Origin of the sequence: Nisaea acidiphila (assembly GCF_024662015.1) — a bacterium.
GTDB classification, from domain to species: domain Bacteria; phylum Pseudomonadota; class Alphaproteobacteria; order Thalassobaculales; family Thalassobaculaceae; genus Nisaea; species Nisaea acidiphila.
This window is the reverse complement of record NZ_CP102480.1, coordinates 4,151,319-4,168,624: the sequence shown is the minus strand read 5'-3', so window position 1 is coordinate 4,168,624 and position 17,306 is coordinate 4,151,319. Positions and strand designations below refer to the sequence as shown.

Here is a 17,306-nt window from a genome sequence, read left to right as displayed (position 1 = left end):
GCTGCTCTCGCGATTCACTTAACCAAACATTAAGGCTGCTCCCATATCGTATGCTCATGACGACTCTGCAATACATCACGAAGACGGCTCTGGAGCACACGCTTCATCAGCATTTGCTGTGGCTGGAGGACCCGACCGCGGGCAGTCCGGCGGACCTGTCCGATACGAATCTCTTTGGCACCGACTTGCGGCAGATGAAGCTGCAGCGCGTGATGCTGCGCGGAGCGAACCTGCAAGGCGCGAACATGGAAGGTGCGGACCTCTCCGGAGCGGATCTTTCCGGCGCCGATCTCATGTCCGCGAACTTGCGCGGCGCAAAACTCCAGAAGACGAATCTCAGCGCGGCCATCATTGCCTCGGTCGATTTCACCGACGCGGACATGCGTGGCGCAAACCTGACCCGCACCCGCGGCCGGGTGGCCGAGACCTCCTGGTCCGGCGCCGACAGCGAGGCCACACCGCTCAACCTGTCCCATGCTTGCTTGCATCAGGCAAATATGGAGCGCGCGGACCTGACCGGCGCGATTCTCGAGGACGCGGACCTTTCCGGCGCCAATCTGGAGCGCACAAATCTTTCCCATGCCCGCCTCAGCGGTGCGACGCTGCGGAACGCAAAGCTGGTTGGAGCTGCCCTCGACGCCGCTGATCTCAGCCGCTCCGTCGCGACCGGCGCGGATCTGAGCGGCGCCAATCTGAAAGGAGCGCTGCTCAAAGGCGCCAACATGATCGGCGCCCGCATCAAGGACACCGACCTGTCGGGTGTCGATATGACGGTCGTACGTCTGCATGGCGCCATGGACCCGGTATCTGTCGAGCTACACCGCCAGCTGATCGACCACGATTTCTGGGTGACGACCGGGGGCGCGCGCGGCGCACGCGCCGATCTCGACGGCGCGAATCTGGACAATGCCGATCTCAGGAATCTCAATCTGAGCGGAGCACAAATGCGGGGTGTAAGCTTCCGCGGCGCCCAATTCAACGGCTCCATGCTGATCCTCGCCAATCTGGCGAATTCCGATTTCGAGATGGCCAGTCTGAAAGGCTGTAACCTCTCGGGCGCTAATCTGTGGGGCTGCAATCTAAGGGGCGCCGATCTTACCGATGCGGTGATCCAGCCCGCGCCGATAAGTGCCAGCGACGGCAGCAAGGCCGGCAAGGTGCGGAAAACGAATCTGCGCTCGGCGAATCTGGAGAACGCCCTGCTCGCCCCTCTCGATCCCAATCTCGTGCTCTTGGACGAACCGCGCCAGGCGTCCTGAGGAGATATTCGGCGCTCTTATTCCGGCGGACGCATGGAACGGGCGCGGTGGCGCAGTTCCGACAGCGTAACCTGCGAAATGCTTTTCAACGGCAGCAGACTGCCGAGCCCCATCCGCAATGTGTGTTCGATCTTATCCTTTGAATAGCGGACAACCGGGTCGCTGATCGCAATGACCAGCGCCGCCGCCAGAGCCTGTTGAATTCGCGACCTGTTGGCCAGTATGAGGTCCGCCACCTCGTTCTCGTAGACATGGATATGGACCCGACCGACGCATTCGAATTTATCGATGCTCGGGTCTCCGGTATTCGGCGCTGCAACGATCTCATCCGGAAACGGAATTGCCTGGGTCGCCTTAGCGAGCGCTATCATCCGCAGTCGCAAGGCATGCGCGACCACGGACATCACAGCGAAGAACCCCGTGACCCGCATGATGCCGATATAGTTGGCACCCGCGAAGAGCGGCGAATCCCAAATCAAACCAAATATGAAATTGATGACGTAAATCGCCAGCGCAAGCAGCAAACTCACCGACGCAAGAATCGCCGTCGCAACCGTCGCGAGCCAGAGGAAATAAGTGAAGTCAATGCCTTCAACCGGGGCATGACCTTTGTCCTCCCGGGCGGCCGCAGCCGATTTCGCGGCACTGGCCGAGATCGCGGAGGCGGCGGTCTGCGGCGCTGGATCAGCGCACGCGTCGTCCGGTTTCCCCTCTTCGCCCTCTGACACTATTCCGTCTCCGCGCTACAGATTGCCGAACGGTTGTCCCTTGCCGGAACCGGATCAATATCATGTAACGGAGAGGCCATCGACCGCACCCTAAACCAGCAAAGCCATATCCGGCTGGAGACGCGCAGCATAGGGCCGTTTTTCCGCCAGTCGGTCCGCGGCGGCGTCCGGCGTCAAAGGCGGGTCGAAGAGATATCCCTGCACGAGCCTGCAGCCATGATCGCGGATCTCCCGCAGTTGGGCATGCGTTTCGACACCTTCCGCGATCGAGACAGATCCCATTGCCGATGTCATGGCGATAATCGCCTGAATGATCGCCTTGCTACCCGTGCTCGTATCCATCGTCTGCACGAAAGATTTGTCTATCTTGACCACGTTGATCGGCAGGTCGGTGAGGTGAACCAGAGAAGAATAGCCGGTTCCGAAATCGTCCACGGCCGTGGTGAGTCCCATTGCCACCAGCTTTTCGAATATTTTCTTCGCAGCGGTCACATCGGCAACGATGCTGGTTTCCGTGAGCTCGCATTCGAGAATGCTCGGAGGCAAATCGGCCTCGCGCAACATACGGTCGAGCATCGGAACAAGGCGGCCCTCGCGTACGTCGTCCGCCGCGATATTGAACGCGACAGGGACGGTCCGGAGCCCCGCATCCCGCCATTCCTTCAGTTGGGAAACGAGACGCTCCAGAACGATATCGGTCAAATCGGAGGCAATGCCCGCCTGGCGGGCAACGGGAAAGAACTCGTTCGGCGGAACCTTCCCTCTCTTCGGGTGGTTCCAGCGCAGCAGCGCCTCGAACCCCACAAGCTCGCCGGTATCGCAATCGACCTTCGGCTGATAGGCAAGCCAGAACTCTTCCGGACGCTCGGAAATCGCGCGCCGCAGATCGTGTTCCACGACCAGGTTCTCAACCGCTGCCCGGTGAGTCTCGTCGCGGTATATCTCGACACTTCCCTGAGCTTTCTGCATGGAGCTGTTCAAGGCAAAGCGCGCCTTGCGGACGATATCCTCCGGGTCCAGCTGCAGGTCGGTGATCCGGCTTATGCCGAAATGCGGCACGATGCGCGCTGCATTCTCACTGGGAGAATAGCTGACTTCCACACAAGTTCTAAGCGCGCCGATGAACTCGTCGATCGCGTCTTCATCCTGCCCAAGTGCGGCAATCACACCGAGTGTGGAGTCGTCCAGCAGCGCCACTTCAAGGACAGCATCGAGACGCCCAAGGCGGTCGCCCGCTTCCCGCACAATCCGCGCGCGGGTGGCTTCGCCGAGCGTTCCTGCGAAGAAACCTAGCCGCCCGAGCGATATCGCAACGACCATTTCGCGGCCGCCCCCGGCAAAATCGCCAGTCTGCAGCCGCTGACCCAGATGGCTGCAGAAGCCGAGGAGATTTGGCAACCGCGTTGCGGGATCGTTGAATGCCGCCCAGACGAGCTTCTCTTCGAGCGCAACCCTGGTCCGGCGATCCCTGAGGACCAGGATCGAACAGGTTCTGCCCCCATCTGCCGTTTCTGTCGACCGCCCTTCGACGAGCATCGCGCCACCGTCCGCACGTCGACCGTTAAGCTCGACAACGTCGCCGTCACCGCTTTGAAGAACGCTTTCGCAATCGGGAAAATATTTTTGGATCGGGGTACCGACCAGACGCATCCGTTCCAGGCCGACCATTTCCGTGCCGGCCTCGTTCACCGCGACCACAAGCCCATTGGAATCGATCAGAAAGACTCCGTCTCTCAACGCATCGAAAGCACTGAACTGTCCGGCAATGTCCAAACTACTCATGATCGGGTCCTATGAGCGGACCGGGAGCGGGCAACGTTGTCCCGGCAAGCGGGTCGGACGCAAAACTCGTTGATCAAACCTTTTAGGGTTAAGGCTCCTAAGAATCCGTAAACGCACAAACCGTCACGGGAGTTCCCGTATTGAGAGAATACGGAACAGGAGCGCGACGCGTCTTTGTGACCAGCTTCGGCAAGATCGGGACGCTCCACAGTCTAGCATCCTGCCTCTGCGAGAAGCGCTGTCAGCTCTTCCGGCATGTCGACCATGATGTCATGCCCACAAGGCATTTCGCTGACCGTCCATCCCGGAACGCCGGCAAGTCTTTCGACGCAGGCATCGAACTGAGGCGCTTTGTAGCCCGCAGCCCGGACGTAATATCTCGACGCGACCCGATCAGCCGCGCCAGTCAGATACAGCCTTTGGGTGAAGCACGCGATCGGAAAGTTGGTGCATTTCGAGTCTACCCAGGCCTGATCCGCTTCGTTAACACGGAAGGACGCGGCGGGCGTTGGCGGCATCCACCAGCCCTCTCCGACCGTCCGAACCTGCTCATAGGCGAGTTTCACGCGTTCCGGCGGTCGGGAATCCATCGCGCACTCGCCGTCACCAGGCACGAAGGCGTCCACATAGACGAGCGATTTGATGCGCTCGCTCTGACGGTCGGCTGCGCCGGTGATCACCATCCCGCCATAGGAGTGGCCACACAGCACAACATCGTTCAGATCCTCCCATTCGAGAAGATTGGCGATGTCGAGCACATGGGTCTGCAGCGTTACATTGGGGGTCAAAAGATGAGAACGGTCCGCGAGCCCGGTCAAGGTCGGGGTGAAGACATCGTGTCCCGCCGCACGCAGCCGGTCCGCGACCCGCCGCCAGCACCATCCGCCGTGCCATGCCCCGTGAACGAGTACGAAAGTTGCCATATCAATCCCGTCTCAGATCCGAATTCCATCTAGCCGAATTGGCGGAATGCCATGTGCCGGCGCAGCCTGGAAAATGTTGGCACCGCGATGTGTGCAGCACAAGACGCGCGGAACGCTTGGCACGAACAAGGGCAGAACGGTTTTCGCCGCCGCACGCATCTCACGTGATCGCACGAGCGAATCGCGGCGCTCACCCGGTGGCTCAGAGGAAATTGACCTCGACACAGCCAAGTTCGCCGAGATCGGCGACGCAACGGGCCGGCGCATCGAAATGAACCGTTTTCACCACGCTGCCGAGGAGAACGAATTCTCCGGCCTGAAGCGGACAGCCCTGCTGTTGACGCAGATTGGCGAGCCAGGCGAGCGCCTCGAACGGGTGCCCGAGAATGTCCGCGCCGGTTCCCGTCCCCGCCTCTTCTCCGTCGATATAGAGGCTTCCGGCGATCCCCGGCAGATCGATGCCTTCCCAGTTCAGGACCGGTGCTCCGAGCACCGCGCCCGAATTGAAGAAATTGTCGGCGACCAGCATCGGCATGGGAAGCGATCGCCAGTCCGCGTAGCGGTCGTCGACCAATTCCACCGCCGGCATGATCGCCTCGACATAGCCGCCCACATTGTCGCGATCGAAAGGCCCGTCGGCCACCAGTTCGTGCGACAGCAGCGCGCCGATCTCCACTTCGATCCCGATCCGGTGATAGAGATCGATCTGGACGTCGGCGCGCTCGTGAAATTCCATCGTGGCGAAGATCTCACCCGCGCAGGGATGGTCGATCTTCATGTAATCCTGCATGACCGGCGTGGTACAGCCGATCTTGTGACCGACCACCGGCCCGAACCCGGCCTGGGTCAGATGGGCGTTCAGCCGGGCCTGCAGAGCGTAACCTTCCGCTTCCGTCACGGGCATGAGTTCGTCGGGAAGCCGCTCGGTCGGCCCGCCGCCGAGGCGGGCCTTGGCGAGCCAGTCGACGGCTTTCGGAATGCGGTCGTTCTCCGTCATTAACTCTTCTCCTGCGCGGTTTTCAGGATCGAAGCCGCGGCATCCGCCAGCACCTGGCAGCCGGCGACGATATCCTCCTCGTGGCTGTCCTCGGCGAAATCGTGACTGATCCCGTCGATCGACGGTATGAACAGCATCGCGCAGGGCAGCGCGTCGACGAGCACCATCGGATCGTGTCCCGCCGCGCTCGGCATCCGGCGCCATTTGCCGGGCGAGGTCTTCTCGGCGGCCGCCGCGAGATGCTGCTGGAAGCCGTCGTCCATGTCCGACGGCCGCACCGGCGTACGGTTTCGGGTCGCGGCGGCCTTCACCCGGCCCTCCGCGTTGATGGCGGCGACGATCTCCTCGACGATCTCCTCGTATTTGTCGAGCAGTGCGTCTTCGCTGTCGCGGAACTGCAGGGTCAGCTCGGCATAACCGGGCACGATGGAGGCCGCGCCCGGCTCGATCGAGACCCGGCCGATGGTCCAGACCGTGGTCGGCTTGGCGTGTTTCGGAAATTCCTCGTGGATCCGGCTCGCCGCCTTGAAGAGCGCCGTCGCCGCGTCCTTGCGCCTTGCCATGGTCGTGGTCCCGGCATGGTTCTGTTCGCCCTCGAAGGTCAGCGTCATGCCGCGGATACCGACGATGCTGGTCACCACGCCGATCTGCTCGCCGGCCTCTTCCAGCCAGGCGCCTTGCTCGATATGCGCCTCGAGGTAGCCGACATAGCGCCCCTCCTCCATCCGCGCCCGCGGCACGTCCGTAAGGCCCGCGGCCGCCAGCGCGTCGGTCAGCTTCACGCCATCCCGGTCGGTGGCCTTCGCTTCGACCTCTGAGTCCGCCACGCCGATCCAGGAGCGCGAGCCGAGACAACCATAGAACCGGCTCTCTTCGTCCTGCCAGGAGACGACATCGACCGCGAGATCGGAGGTCTCCGGATCCTCGGCGAGCGCCCGCGCGACCTCGAGGCCGTAGATCACGCCGAGCGCACCGTCGAGCCAGCCGCCGCGCGGCTGTGTGTCCGAATGCGAGCCGACGATCAGCGCCGGGCCGTTTTTCGTGGAGCGTCCGATGACATTGGCGACGCCGTCCAGCGTGGTGTCGAGCCCCGCCTCCTCGAAGCGCTGCTTCAGCCAGCGCCGCGCTTCGAGATCCTTCTCGCTGAGCGCAGGCCGTACCACGCCGGTCTCGACCGCGCCGATCGAGCGCAGCGTCTTCAGATCGTTCAGGAGGCGTTCGGCATTGATTTTCGGCATGGGGTCCCTCTTATCCGGCTGAGCCCGCATCCTAGAGATCTAAGGTGGCGGACATAACCCCGATAACCCGAAAGGGACCCTTCATTGCCTCTCGGCGCCATAAAGGCGACGCCGTGTTTATCGGCATCCGGCCTTGGTGTAGCCTCCCGGCAAGATACCCTGAATAGGAAGAGAGAAGATGAGTGCACCGGGCCTGACGACCGTTTCCGAAGCCAAGGCGTTCGGCGGCAAGCAGTTTGTCTATACGCACCGGTCGGAGGAGACCGGCACGGAGATGCGTTTCGCCGCCTTTCTGCCTCCGCAGGCCGATAAGATGGACGTCCCGGTGCTTTGGTATCTCTCCGGCCTGACCTGCACGGAGGAGAATTTCACCGTCAAGGCAGGCGCGCAGCGGGTCGCGGCCGAGCTCGGGGTCGCGCTGATCGCGCCGGACACCAGCCCGCGCGGCGACGAGGTTCCCGACGACCCGGACGGCGCCTACGATTTCGGCCTCGGGGCCGGGTTCTATGTCGACGCGACCGAGGCGCCGTGGTCGGCCCATTACCGGATGCGCAGCTACATCGAGACTGAATTGCCGGCGCTCGTCGGACAGGCCCTGCCGCTCGACATGGAACGGCAGGCGATCACCGGCCATTCGATGGGTGGGCACGGCGCGCTGACCATCGCGCTCCGCAATCCGGAGCGCTTCAAGGGGGTCTCCGCTTTCGCGCCGATCTGCGCTCCGATGCGCTGCCCCTGGGGCGACAAGGCGTTGACCGGCTATATCGGGCCGAACCGGGCGAAATGGCGCGAATACGATGCCTGCGCCTTGATCGAGGACGGCGCCCGGGTGCCGGCGATTTTCGTCGACCAGGGACTCGAGGACGGGTTTCTGGAGGGCCAGTTGAAACCCGAATTGCTGGAGGCCGCCTGCGATGCAGCGGGTATTCGGCTCTCGCTGCGCCGCCAGCCGGGTTACGATCATTCCTACTATTTCATCGCTACCTTCATCGAGGACCACCTGCGCTGGCACGCCGAGCGCCTTGGCTTCTGAGCGGCACGGGGGACTGAACGGACACCATGCTCGCGAGCGCAGCGGTTGCCATTGGCGGAGTGGGCCTTTTCCTCATCGGGATGCTGATCCTGACGGACGGGCTGAAGAGCCTGATCGGCGATAGCCAGCGCCGGCTGCTCGCGGCTTTCACCAACAGCCCGGTCTCCGGCGCCGCGACCGGCGCGCTGACCACCGCGGTTATCCAGTCTTCCAGCGCGACCACGGTGACCGCCGTCGGTTTCGTCGGGGCCGGCCTGCTCAGCTTCCCGCAGGCGCTCGGGATCATCTTCGGGGCCAATATCGGGACCACCGTCACCGGCTGGATGGTCGCGCTGATCGGATTCAAGCTGAAGCTCGGCGCGATCCTGCTCCCGGTTCTGCTGATCGCGGTGCTGGTCAAGATGTTCGGGCGCGCCCGCACCGCGCAGGCAGGCTGGGCACTTGCCGGTTTCTGCCTGATCTTCATCGGCCTCGACACCATGCAGCAGGGCATGCAGCTCTTCGAAGGCGCGGTCACGCCGGCCGACTTCCCCTCCGACACCCTTCTCGGCCGCCTGCAGCTGGTCGCGATCGGGGCCGCGATCACCCTGGTCACCCAGTCTTCCAGTGCCGGAGTGGCGACGGCGATGGTGGCGCTCGGCAGCGGAGCGATCACCCTGCCGCAGGCGATGGCAATGGTGATCGGTATGGATATCGCCACCACCTTCACCGCAATCCTGGCCACGGTCGGCGGATCCTCCGCGATGCGCCAGACCGGCGCCGCCCACGTCGTCTACAACCTGCTGACCGGCTTAATGGCGTTCTGCCTTCTGACGCCGTTCGCCGCTATCGCGGCGCATTTCGCCGACCCCGCTGTCGTCGGCTCGGAGCAGGTCGCTCTGGTCGCCTTCCACTCCGCCTTCAACACGCTCGGGGTGCTCCTCATCCTGCCTTTCACCCACCGGTTCGCGCGCCTGATCCTCTGGCTGATTCCGGAGGACGGCGCGGATCTCGCCCGTCGTCTCGACCGCAACCTGCTGCCGGACACGAGCGCCGCGACGGACGCGCTCGCCGGCACGCTCGGTGAGTGTTCCTACCGTCTGTTCGATCTGATCGAGCAGGCAATGACCGATCCGGTCCGGCACCGGTCGGAATCCGATTTGGCGGAAATCGGAGATGCGATCGGCAAAGCCGAACGTTATGCGGAGGACATCCAGCCACGGCTCGACCCCGCTTCCGATCCCGGACGGTTCGTCGCCGCGATGCATGCGCTCGATCACCTGCGGCGTCTCTTCCACCGCGTCGGCCGCAGCGGGCGGATCGAGACAATCGCGCGCGATCCGGCGCTCCAGCAGGCGCGCCGGGACTTCGCCGCCGCTCTCAAGACCTTTACGGACGCGCAGGACCCGGCGGCCGCGGAAGAGATCTTCGACGCGTTGCGGAAGTCCCTTCGGGAGGAGAGACGGCGGCTGAGGGACGATGCGGCGCGCGCCGCCGCCGCCCGGGAACTCTCGCTCGACGATGCGATCGGACGTCTCGACGGCATCCGCTGGCTGCATCGCTGCGCCTACCATGTCTGGCGCATTGCCAGCCATATGAGCGGCGCGGTGACGACGGAGGGGCCGCCGCGGATCGACAGCCCGGCCAAGGACGCCGCTCTGGAGGCGGAGCTGGATTGAGCGCTACCGGCCCGGCGCGCGGTAGCGGTAGATATTGGCGTAGGACGCTTCCGTGACCACTTCCGTCTTCTCCGGCACCCAGCCGGGCAGTGCGAAGGAATTCGCGATCACCAGCGCACCGGGCCGCAGCTCGGCGCTCAGCTTGCGTTCCAGCGCGGTCATCGGCGCGACCATGAGATAGCAGAACAGCAGGTCGCCGCCGGAAAGATCGGTGCGCAAGAAGTCGCCGCGCCGGATCTCGAGATTGGGACGCGGCTGAAACAGGCGCCGGACATGGCAAACCGCCCAGGGCAGCGGCGAGAGCTCGATCGCGATGACCCGCGCGTCCGGAAAGCGCGCCGCCAGCGCGAAGGCGATCCCGCCCCAGCCGCAGCCGAGCTCGTAGATCGTCTTCGGTTGCGCGCCGCCGGGAATGAGCCTGAACATCGCCCCACGCGCCATCGGGTTGGACGGCATCGGCGGCACGCCGGTCCGGAGCGTGTAGAAGAGGATCGAGAGCCCGGCGAGCAGCAGGACGGCGAACAGTAGCGGCTCGAACCAGCCCGTCGCAAACATCTCGTGAACTAGCATGTCAAACGACTGGACCGGCGTGCTATTTTCAGAAGTCATTCCGAAGTGCCCGGCCGCCGGACGACATCCCGGCAGCCCTCAAGTCAGGATAATCCCATGTCCATTTCCGAGCGCCTGACCGGCGTCACCCTCAGGGAGAACATTCCGATCACTTTGGTCGGGCTCGGCCACGGCGCCATCCACTGGACGGCCGCGACCTTCTACCTGCTGCTGCCGCCGCTGTCGATGACGCTGGGTCTCAGCTACACCGAGACAGGCGCGCTGGTCAGCGTGTTCCATGTCAGTTCCTTCGCCGCCAATTTCTTCAGCGGGCCGCTGATCGACATTTCCGGGCGCAAGGTGCTGTTCCAGATCCTCTCCGTCGCCATCGGCGCGCTCGCGCTGGCCGCGATGGGGCTTGCCGGCACCTTCCTCGCCATCGCCGGTCTCGTCACGATCATCGGGGTGACCGGCAATCTCTGGCACCCGCCGGCGATCTCCTTCCTCTCCTCGCGCTATCCGAAGAACCGCGGCTACGCGCTCTCCATTCACGGGCTCGGCGCCAGCACCGGCGACACGATCGCCCCGCTTGCCGCCGGCGCGCTGATCGCCGCGCTCGGATGGCAGCAGGCGGCGGAGGTCTCCGCCCTGCCCGTGCTCGCCGTCGCGGCGATCCTCGCCGTCGGCCTCTGGCGCTACGAGACCGCGCGGCCGAAAACTGATGCGGGACAGGGGGCCGGGCTATCGGAATATCTGGACGGCATCCGGACCGTGATCGCAAACCGCGCGATCCTCGGCCTTTGCGTCATGAGCGGCTTCCGCTCGATGACCCAGTCCGGCCTGCTCGCCTTCCTGCCGCTCTATCTCGCCCACGACATGGGCTCGGGCCCGGTGATGATCGGCATCGCCATGGCGGCGATGCAGGTCGGCGGGGTGATCGCGACGCCGGTCGCCGGGATCTGGTCGGACCGGGCGGGACGGCGCAGCGTGGTGCTGGCCGGGCTCAGCGCCTCGACCCTGATCATCGCCAGCCTCACCTTTCTCGGCAGCGAGACCGCCTTCATCGCCGGCATCTCGCTGCTCGGCTTCGTGCTCTATGCGGTCCGCCCGGTGGTGCATAGCTGGATGATGGACCTGACGCCGGACCATCTCGGCGGCTCGGCAACCAGCCTGATGTTCGGCACGCAAAGCGGCTTCTCGATGGTCATGCCGCTCCTCGGCGGCATGCTGGCGGACGCCTACGGGCTCGCCTCGGTCTTCTACATGCTGGCCGGGTCGATCCTAATCACCAACCTGATCACGCTCCGCCTGCCGAAGGACCGGGCGGCGACCGAGGCCTGACCCACCTTATCAGGTGAGCGTTTTCGGTCCCGCGGCTGTCTCGATTTCGGCGCTGTAGCGCAGCTCGGATCCCGGAACCAATACCGGCGGGCGGTCTATCGCGAGTGTCCGGTAGAGCGCCGCTATCGCGTCCGGGTCCGGGTGCGCGAGGGTGAAGGAACGGAGCCGCGCCCCGAGATCCGGGATCTCCTCCATGGAGGTCGGATCGTCCTTGTGGTCGATCACGGATGGCGCCCCCCCGTCGAGCGGGAGCGAGCCGTCTACGGGGATCGCGAAGGCGAAGCTCGGATCGCCTGTCGGCAGCGGCACAGCCTCTCCGAAAATTGCGCCGCGCGCCGCGATGAGAGCCTCGATATTCGCCGTGTTGGCGACCCAGCCGCGCAACCTTCGGCCGGCCTCCCAGTCGGCCCGGACCTTGGCCGCATTGTCCAGGCCGAACCATCGCGCGCGTGCCGGCGCGGTCCCGGCTGGGTCGAGAGCCACGATCTCGAGATAGACCCGTCCGCCAAGCTGCAAACGGTGGTTATGCGTCCCCATATAGAGGTGGCGTGTGCCGAATGGGACATCGATGTCGAGGCAGTCGCGGACATGCGCCGCACCCTCGCCGAGAGAGGGCGCGATGACGGTGAGATGATCGAGCTTCAGCACAGGTGCGCGATCAGCCGAGAGCCAGATTGCGCCGGATCGCCGCGGTCGCGTCGTCGATCAGTTCGTGCGCCTGGTCGACCATACGGGTCAGGTTGATGAAGGCATGGCAGACGCCGGGATAGAGCTTGTACTCGACCGGCACGCCGGCCGCCTCCATCAGCTCCTTCATGCGTGCGGAATCGTCGCGCAGCGGATCGAGCCCGGCCGGGTAGAGCTGGGTCGGCGGCAGGCCCGAGAGGTCCGCCTTCATCGGGCAGGCATAGGGGTTCGCGGCGTCGGTCTCGTCGCTGAGATAGTGGTTCCAGTACCAGCGCATGGAGTCTGTCGAGAGCCCGAAGGAACCGTCGCCGAAGAGCGTATGGGACTCGTCCTCGAAATCCCGGTCGAAGCAGCCGTAGAACAGCGTGAGGGAGCGGATCGGACTATCGCCCCGGTCGCGCAGGGAGAGCGCCGCACCGAGCGCGAGGTTGGCCCCCGCGCTGTCGCCACCGACCGCCAGCTTCGACGGATCGAGCCCCCAGGCGGCGCCGTTGGCATGGACATGGTCGATCGAGGCGACGCAATCCTCCAGCGGGGCCGGAAACTTGTGCTCGGGTGCCAGACGGTAATCCACCGCGGCGACCGCGCAGCCGCTCTTCAAAGCCAGATAACGCATCGCCCGGTGATGGGTCTCGAGCGAACCGACGACCCAGCCGCCGCCATGGAAATAGACCAGCACCGGCGCAGGACGCGGCACGTCGGGATAGAGCAGACGGACCGGGACCGGACCGTTCGGCCCCTCGAAGACCTCCTCACGGATCTCCGCCATCTCCGGCAGTTTCTGGTTCCACCAGGCGCGTTCGGCTTCCATCCGGACCCGCGCCTCGACCGGGTCCGGGTCGAGCGGCAATGGCTCGAACTTGCCTTCCTCGGCAATCTCGACCATGCGCTCCATGGCTTTGGCCATCTGCGGATCGATGGAATAGTCGGCCGTCTCGCTCATTCTGCGTCCCCGGATGATCTTTTTTCCGAGCCTATCAGGCAAATGCGCGCATATCCAAGCGGTCCGGCGGCACCGCTTCAGTACCGATCCGCGAAGGGTCGCGCGACCGGACCGCCGGAGGTGATTTCGATCCCGGTCAGCGTGCGCTCGCTCATCGCCTGCCGCCAGGAGAGCATAGACCGCGCGGCAGCGAGCTCTTCCGCCGCGTAATCGGGATTCCCCGAAAGGTTCACCAATTCGCCGGGATCCGCCTCAAGGTCGAAAAGAAGCGGCGGCAGGGCGGCGAAATGGACATATTTGAAACGCTCGCCGCGATGTACCGCGAGCTGGCACTGATCGAGTTTGAGACCGAGCGCGCCTTCCGGCTTGCCGCTGACGACCTCGCGGAAATCGAACTCCCAATGTGCGGCGTCGCGCCAGTCCGCCGGCGCCTCGCCGCGGAGAAACGGCAGCAGGGAGCGACCGTCATATTGCAGCGGCACGTCGATCCCGCTCCATTCCGCCAGCGTCGGCGCGATATCGATGGACTCGGTGAATTTCGTCACCCGCGTCCCGCGCGCGACGCCGGCTCCCGGCGCCCGGACGATGAGCGGGATGTGGTAGCTGCCCTCAAAATAGCCGAGCTTTCCGAAGAGATGGTGCTCGCCCATCATCTCGCCGTGATCGCTGGTCAGCACGATCAGCGTGTTTTCGTAGGCGCCGTTCCGCTTCAAGCCCTCGATGAGGCGCCCGAGCTGGGCGTCGACCTCCGCGATCATGCCGTAATAGACCGCCATGAGGGCGCGGATCTCGTCGTCGCTCCAGTCGATCACCGGCCGTTCGCCGCCGCCCGGCACGAAGGATTTCGATTTTACCTGTTCGAGCACGTAGCGGACGAAGGGATGGATCTCCCCCTCCGCGTCCGGGGAGGCTGCCCTCACGGGCAGCTCCACCAACTCGTCCGGCACCATGGAATTGTATGGCTCCGGTACCGAAAAGGGCGGATGCGGGCGGATAAAGGAGAGATGCGCGAACCAGGGCGTGTCCGCCTCCTGCCGTCCAAGGAAGTCGAGGAAGCTTTCGGTGATGAAGCCGGTCTCGGTATGTTCGGCCTTGAAGCGCGGCGTCAGGTCCGCCCGGGTGAAGGGCTTCGACACCGAGCCGTAGACCCCGGCGAGCCCGTCCGAAACATCCTCGCCCGCACCTTCTAGCCATTGCAGCCAGTCCGCCGCCTGCTCGTCGAACCGCTCGATCCGCTCGAAGCCGGGCAGCACCTCCTCGTAGGTGGTGAGCCGAGGGTCGCCCGCCGCCAACGCGCGCGGATCGAAGCTCTGGTCCGTGTAGCCGAACAGCGCCGGTCCGTAGCCCGCGCGCCGTCCCTCCAGCGCGATGTTGGTGAAGCGGGCATCCAGCGGCGTGCCGTTGCGGCAGACCCGATGGTTCATCTGGTAGAGCCCGGTATAGAGCGAGGCCCGCGCCGGCGAACAGGGCGCGGCCTGGCAGTAATGCCGCTCGAACAGCACCCCGTCGGCCGCGAGCGCATCGATGTTCGGCGTCTTCACCGCCGGATGGCCAAGGGCGGAGAGACAATCGGCGCGCCATTGGTCGGCGGTGATCAGGAGGATGTTTCCGGGACCGGTCATGTCGGAGGGCACTCGGGAAAAGGGTAACGTGCAAGGACCCAACGCTGCCAACTTGTCCCGATCCGCTCAACAGAAAATTCCGTTACGGAAATGGCGTCCGCGCCGCCTCTCTTGCTAGTCTCCACGGAAACTGGCATCCGCCGCTGCCTTTTCTCCCTCTGGCCCTCCCTGGACCCGACCCGATGAGCATCCTGGAATTCCTCGACCACGCCTTTTCCAAAGACTATGCCGAAGCGCGCGAGCGATTACTCGCCGCCGCGAAGCGTGACGGGGCGGAGGTCACGACCTACGAGAACCCGAACAAGGGACCGAACGGCGAGACGCTCGCCTGCGACGCAGCCTGGGTCGGTCCGAAGGACGCGAAAAAGGTGCTGGTGACGATTTCCGCCACCCACGGGGTCGAGGGCTTCTGCGGCTCCGGCGCGCAGATCGACTGGTTCCTCTCCGGCGCCCGACAGGGCCTCGGCGCGGACATGGCCGCGCTGCACATCCACGCGCTCAACCCGCACGGTTTCGCCTGGCTCCGTCGGGTCACCGACGAAGGCTGCGACCTCAACCGCAACTACATCGACTTCTCAAAGCCGGTACCGGAAAACCCCGGCCATGACGAGCTGGTCGGTGCGCTGGTTCCGCCGGCGCTCGACGAGGCGACACTGAAAGCCGCCGAGGACAAGATCGCCGCCTTCCGCGCCAAGCACGGCGAGAAAGCCTTTCAGGCCGCGCGCAAGGCCGGACAGTACAAGCATGCGCACAGCATGTTCTTCGGCGGCTTCGGACCTTCCTGGGCCCGACAGACGCTTGAGAAGATCATCGAGGACTTCAAGCTGGCCGACCGCGCGCTGGTCTCCGTGATCGACTATCACACCGGCCTCGGCCCGTTCGGTTACGGCGAGCCGATCTGCGCCCACCTGCCCGGCAGCAAGGGCATGCAGCGCGTGGTCGAGATGTATGGCGATTCCGTCGGCGTGCCGGAACTCGGCACTTCCTCCTCGATCCCCCTGCACGGCACTTCGCGCGAGCTCTGGAACGCGAAATTGGGCGACGATTACACCTACGTCGCGCTGGAATACGGTACCTACAGCACAGACCGCGGGCGCATCGCGCTCAGAGAGGACCACTGGCTGCACAACCAGGGCGAGGTCGACTGGAACGCGCCGGAGACGAAACGGATCAAGGAGCAGATCCGCAACCACTATTCGCCGCAGATGTCCGACTGGTACGAAATGGTGCTCTGGCGCTCCCGCCAGATCATCCGCCAGACCATGATCGGGTTGGAAAAGTTCGGCTAAGCGGACGCCCCCCAGCCCCGGCCGGCGCCTTCTACCACCGGCCCCATAAGTATCCGTCATTCCCGCGAAAGCGGGGACCCAGGGTTCGTAGAGCGGTGCCCGTCTTCCATGGGTCCCCACTTGCGTGGGGATGACGATTGGTTATCCGGGAACGAGCGATGAGAAAAAGAAAAGGCCGCCCGGAGGCGGCCTTTCCGTTTCTATATGGAGTTCCGCTTAACGGATGATCTCGATCTTCACGCGGCGGTTTTCTGGTTCTTTGACGCCGTCCTCGGTCTTCACGAGGTTGTTGTTCTCGCCATAGACCTTGATCTCGGCTTTGCCGGCGACCTTCATCCGCGAGCGGATATCGAGGGCGCCAAGCACCGATTTCGCGCGGCGATCCGCAAGCTTCATGTTGTAGCTCGCCGGGCCCGCACGGTCGGTGTAGCCGGAGAGGATAATGGTCCCGGCCTTCATCTCGTCGATGGCCATTCCCGCCTCGGCGATGATGGCGCTCGCCTTCGGCGTGATCGCATCGGAGTCGAAGTCGAAATTGACCGTGTAGGTCGCAGCCATGCGCTGCGGCGCCTTCGGTGCCGGAGCCGGAGCGGCCGCCGCGGGGGCCGGCGCCATGGCGAGGCGGATCGCGTTCATCGCCGCCATGTAGTCGGCCTTGCAGCGGGCGATATCGTCAGGCTGGAAGTTCTCTTCCTGCTCCTGCATCCAGCAATCGAACGCGGCCTGCGCCTGCGCTGCATTCACAGGAACTTTCTTGGTCGCCGTCGCGCCCATGACTTCGACCAGTTCACGCCGTGCCTGGGCAAGCTCGCCCTTGTGGGCGGCCGGCAGGTTGCGGGCTTCCAGCGCTTCCGGCGCCGGTGGCTGATTGTTGGCGGCCTGCATCGCGCGGAGCGCGAAATTATCCGAATCCTTGTAATCACCCTCGAGGAACTCGAGCTCGGACAGGCGCAGATATTCCTTGTTCAGCGCCACGCTGAATTCGTCTCCCTTGGGCTCAATCATACGTGCTTTTTCAAGCTGCATGCCGGCGCAACCGGACAGCAGCACAGCTCCGAAAACGACAGCAATCTTCTTAAGTGCCGGGTTTTGAAGGCTTTTCATTCTTCTCCCCTCCTCGGTGGCTTCCTGCATGACTAGAAGAGTCCCACGAGACTCTTAGCGCAATGGTTCCCGTGGGCAATGATTTTCGTCACACCCGATCTTGAACGGTCATTTTGTCAGAAACCCGTAATAAATAAGGCATTTTGGACGAAA

At 64.2% G+C, this 17,306-nt stretch carries 15 protein-coding genes; 5 read left to right on the top strand and 10 right to left on the bottom strand.

The window, feature by feature from the left end:
* Positions 1 to 56 precede the first annotated feature (56 nt).
* Positions 57 to 1,259, top strand: coding sequence for a pentapeptide repeat-containing protein (locus NUH88_RS19450; protein ID WP_257768309.1), 1,203 nt, complete (start codon positions 57 to 59; stop codon positions 1,257 to 1,259).
* A 17-nt stretch (positions 1,260 to 1,276) separates the two neighbouring features.
* Here the strand turns inward: NUH88_RS19450 and NUH88_RS19445 are convergent, their stop codons facing one another.
* The 5 genes from NUH88_RS19445 to NUH88_RS19425 all read right to left on the bottom strand — a co-directional run bounded on the left by NUH88_RS19445 (position 1,277) and on the right by NUH88_RS19425 (position 6,927).
* Positions 1,277 to 1,987, bottom strand: a complete 711-nt coding sequence (locus NUH88_RS19445) for a hypothetical protein (RefSeq protein ID WP_257768307.1) — start codon at positions 1,985 to 1,987, stop codon at positions 1,277 to 1,279.
* A gap of 90 nt (positions 1,988 to 2,077) precedes the next feature.
* Positions 2,078 to 3,769, bottom strand: a complete 1,692-nt coding sequence (locus tag NUH88_RS19440) for a putative bifunctional diguanylate cyclase/phosphodiesterase (RefSeq protein ID WP_257768305.1) — start codon at positions 3,767 to 3,769, stop codon at positions 2,078 to 2,080.
* A gap of 212 nt (positions 3,770 to 3,981) precedes the next feature.
* Complete coding sequence (locus NUH88_RS19435) at positions 3,982 to 4,692, bottom strand: alpha/beta fold hydrolase (protein WP_257768303.1); 711 nt, start codon at positions 4,690 to 4,692, stop codon at positions 3,982 to 3,984.
* A gap of 202 nt (positions 4,693 to 4,894) precedes the next feature.
* Positions 4,895 to 5,689, bottom strand: a complete 795-nt coding sequence (locus NUH88_RS19430; protein WP_257768301.1) for a 2-keto-4-pentenoate hydratase — start codon at positions 5,687 to 5,689, stop codon at positions 4,895 to 4,897.
* Positions 5,689 to 6,927: a hydantoinase/carbamoylase family amidase gene (locus tag NUH88_RS19425; RefSeq protein ID WP_257768300.1), complete on the bottom strand. Its 1,239-nt coding sequence runs from the start codon at positions 6,925 to 6,927 to the stop codon at positions 5,689 to 5,691. The genes NUH88_RS19430 and NUH88_RS19425 overlap by 1 nt, the downstream gene beginning before the upstream one ends.
* A 178-nt stretch (positions 6,928 to 7,105) precedes the next feature.
* On the opposite strand from NUH88_RS19425, the gene fghA reads away from it, so the two are divergent.
* Complete coding sequence (gene fghA, locus NUH88_RS19420) at positions 7,106 to 7,960, top strand: S-formylglutathione hydrolase (RefSeq protein WP_257768299.1); 855 nt, start codon at positions 7,106 to 7,108, stop codon at positions 7,958 to 7,960.
* Between the two features lie 26 nt (positions 7,961 to 7,986).
* A complete protein-coding gene (locus NUH88_RS19415) occupies positions 7,987 to 9,618 on the top strand; it encodes a Na/Pi cotransporter family protein (RefSeq protein ID WP_257768298.1) in 1,632 nt (543 codons plus the stop codon).
* A gap of 3 nt (positions 9,619 to 9,621) precedes the next feature.
* On the opposite strand, the gene NUH88_RS19410 is transcribed toward NUH88_RS19415, so the two are convergent.
* Complete coding sequence (locus NUH88_RS19410) at positions 9,622 to 10,227, bottom strand: class I SAM-dependent methyltransferase (protein WP_257768296.1); 606 nt, start codon at positions 10,225 to 10,227, stop codon at positions 9,622 to 9,624.
* A 57-nt stretch (positions 10,228 to 10,284) separates the two neighbouring features.
* Between NUH88_RS19410 and NUH88_RS19405 the strand changes: the two genes are divergently transcribed.
* On the top strand, positions 10,285 to 11,508 hold the full coding sequence (locus NUH88_RS19405; protein ID WP_257768294.1) for an MFS transporter: 1,224 nt from the start codon (positions 10,285 to 10,287) through the stop codon (positions 11,506 to 11,508).
* 9 nt (positions 11,509 to 11,517) lie between these two features.
* Here the strand turns inward: NUH88_RS19405 and NUH88_RS19400 are convergent, their stop codons facing one another.
* From NUH88_RS19400 to NUH88_RS19390, 3 genes are all read right to left on the bottom strand, one after another.
* Positions 11,518 to 12,156 carry a VOC family protein gene (locus NUH88_RS19400; RefSeq protein WP_257768292.1) on the bottom strand — a complete coding sequence of 213 codons (639 nt, stop codon included), beginning with the start codon at positions 12,154 to 12,156 and terminating at the stop codon, positions 11,518 to 11,520.
* Between the two features lie 10 nt (positions 12,157 to 12,166).
* On the bottom strand, positions 12,167 to 13,138 hold the full coding sequence (locus NUH88_RS19395) for an alpha/beta hydrolase fold domain-containing protein (protein WP_257768290.1): 972 nt from the start codon (positions 13,136 to 13,138) through the stop codon (positions 12,167 to 12,169).
* A 77-nt stretch (positions 13,139 to 13,215) separates the two neighbouring features.
* Positions 13,216 to 14,760 carry an alkaline phosphatase family protein gene (locus NUH88_RS19390; protein WP_257768288.1) on the bottom strand — a complete coding sequence of 515 codons (1,545 nt, stop codon included), beginning with the start codon at positions 14,758 to 14,760 and terminating at the stop codon, positions 13,216 to 13,218.
* A gap of 182 nt (positions 14,761 to 14,942) precedes the next feature.
* On the opposite strand from NUH88_RS19390, the gene NUH88_RS19385 reads away from it, so the two are divergent.
* On the top strand, positions 14,943 to 16,049 hold the full coding sequence (locus NUH88_RS19385; protein WP_257768286.1) for a M14 family metallopeptidase: 1,107 nt from the start codon (positions 14,943 to 14,945) through the stop codon (positions 16,047 to 16,049).
* A 216-nt stretch (positions 16,050 to 16,265) separates the two neighbouring features.
* Here NUH88_RS19385 and NUH88_RS19380 read toward each other — a convergent pair whose 3' ends face one another.
* On the bottom strand, positions 16,266 to 17,153 hold the full coding sequence (locus NUH88_RS19380; RefSeq protein WP_257768284.1) for an OmpA family protein: 888 nt from the start codon (positions 17,151 to 17,153) through the stop codon (positions 16,266 to 16,268).
* Positions 17,154 to 17,306: the final 153 nt, after the last annotated feature.

Bases quoted from the DNA above. Each gene is read 5' to 3' on its own strand.
- NUH88_RS19440 (WP_257768305.1), bottom strand. From the start codon at position 3,769: ATGAGTAGTTTGGACATTGCCGGACAGTTCAGTGCTTTCGATGCGTTG.
- NUH88_RS19380 (WP_257768284.1), bottom strand. From the start codon at position 17,153: ATGAAAAGCCTTCAAAACCCGGCACTTAAGAAGATTGCTGTCGTTTTC.
- NUH88_RS19450 (WP_257768309.1), top strand. From the start codon at position 57: ATGACGACTCTGCAATACATCACGAAGACGGCTCTGGAGCACACGCTT.
- NUH88_RS19385 (WP_257768286.1), top strand. From the start codon at position 14,943: ATGAGCATCCTGGAATTCCTCGACCACGCCTTTTCCAAAGACTATGCC.
- NUH88_RS19435 (WP_257768303.1), bottom strand. From the start codon at position 4,692: ATGGCAACTTTCGTACTCGTTCACGGGGCATGGCACGGCGGATGGTGC.
- NUH88_RS19410 (WP_257768296.1), bottom strand. From the start codon at position 10,227: ATGACTTCTGAAAATAGCACGCCGGTCCAGTCGTTTGACATGCTAGTT.
- NUH88_RS19395 (WP_257768290.1), bottom strand. From the start codon at position 13,138: ATGAGCGAGACGGCCGACTATTCCATCGATCCGCAGATGGCCAAAGCC.
- fghA (WP_257768299.1), top strand. From the start codon at position 7,106: ATGAGTGCACCGGGCCTGACGACCGTTTCCGAAGCCAAGGCGTTCGGC.
- NUH88_RS19430 (WP_257768301.1), bottom strand. From the start codon at position 5,689: ATGACGGAGAACGACCGCATTCCGAAAGCCGTCGACTGGCTCGCCAAG.
- NUH88_RS19405 (WP_257768294.1), top strand. From the start codon at position 10,285: ATGTCCATTTCCGAGCGCCTGACCGGCGTCACCCTCAGGGAGAACATT.
- NUH88_RS19390 (WP_257768288.1), bottom strand. From the start codon at position 14,760: ATGACCGGTCCCGGAAACATCCTCCTGATCACCGCCGACCAATGGCGC.
- NUH88_RS19425 (WP_257768300.1), bottom strand. From the start codon at position 6,927: ATGCCGAAAATCAATGCCGAACGCCTCCTGAACGATCTGAAGACGCTG.
- NUH88_RS19415 (WP_257768298.1), top strand. From the start codon at position 7,987: ATGCTCGCGAGCGCAGCGGTTGCCATTGGCGGAGTGGGCCTTTTCCTC.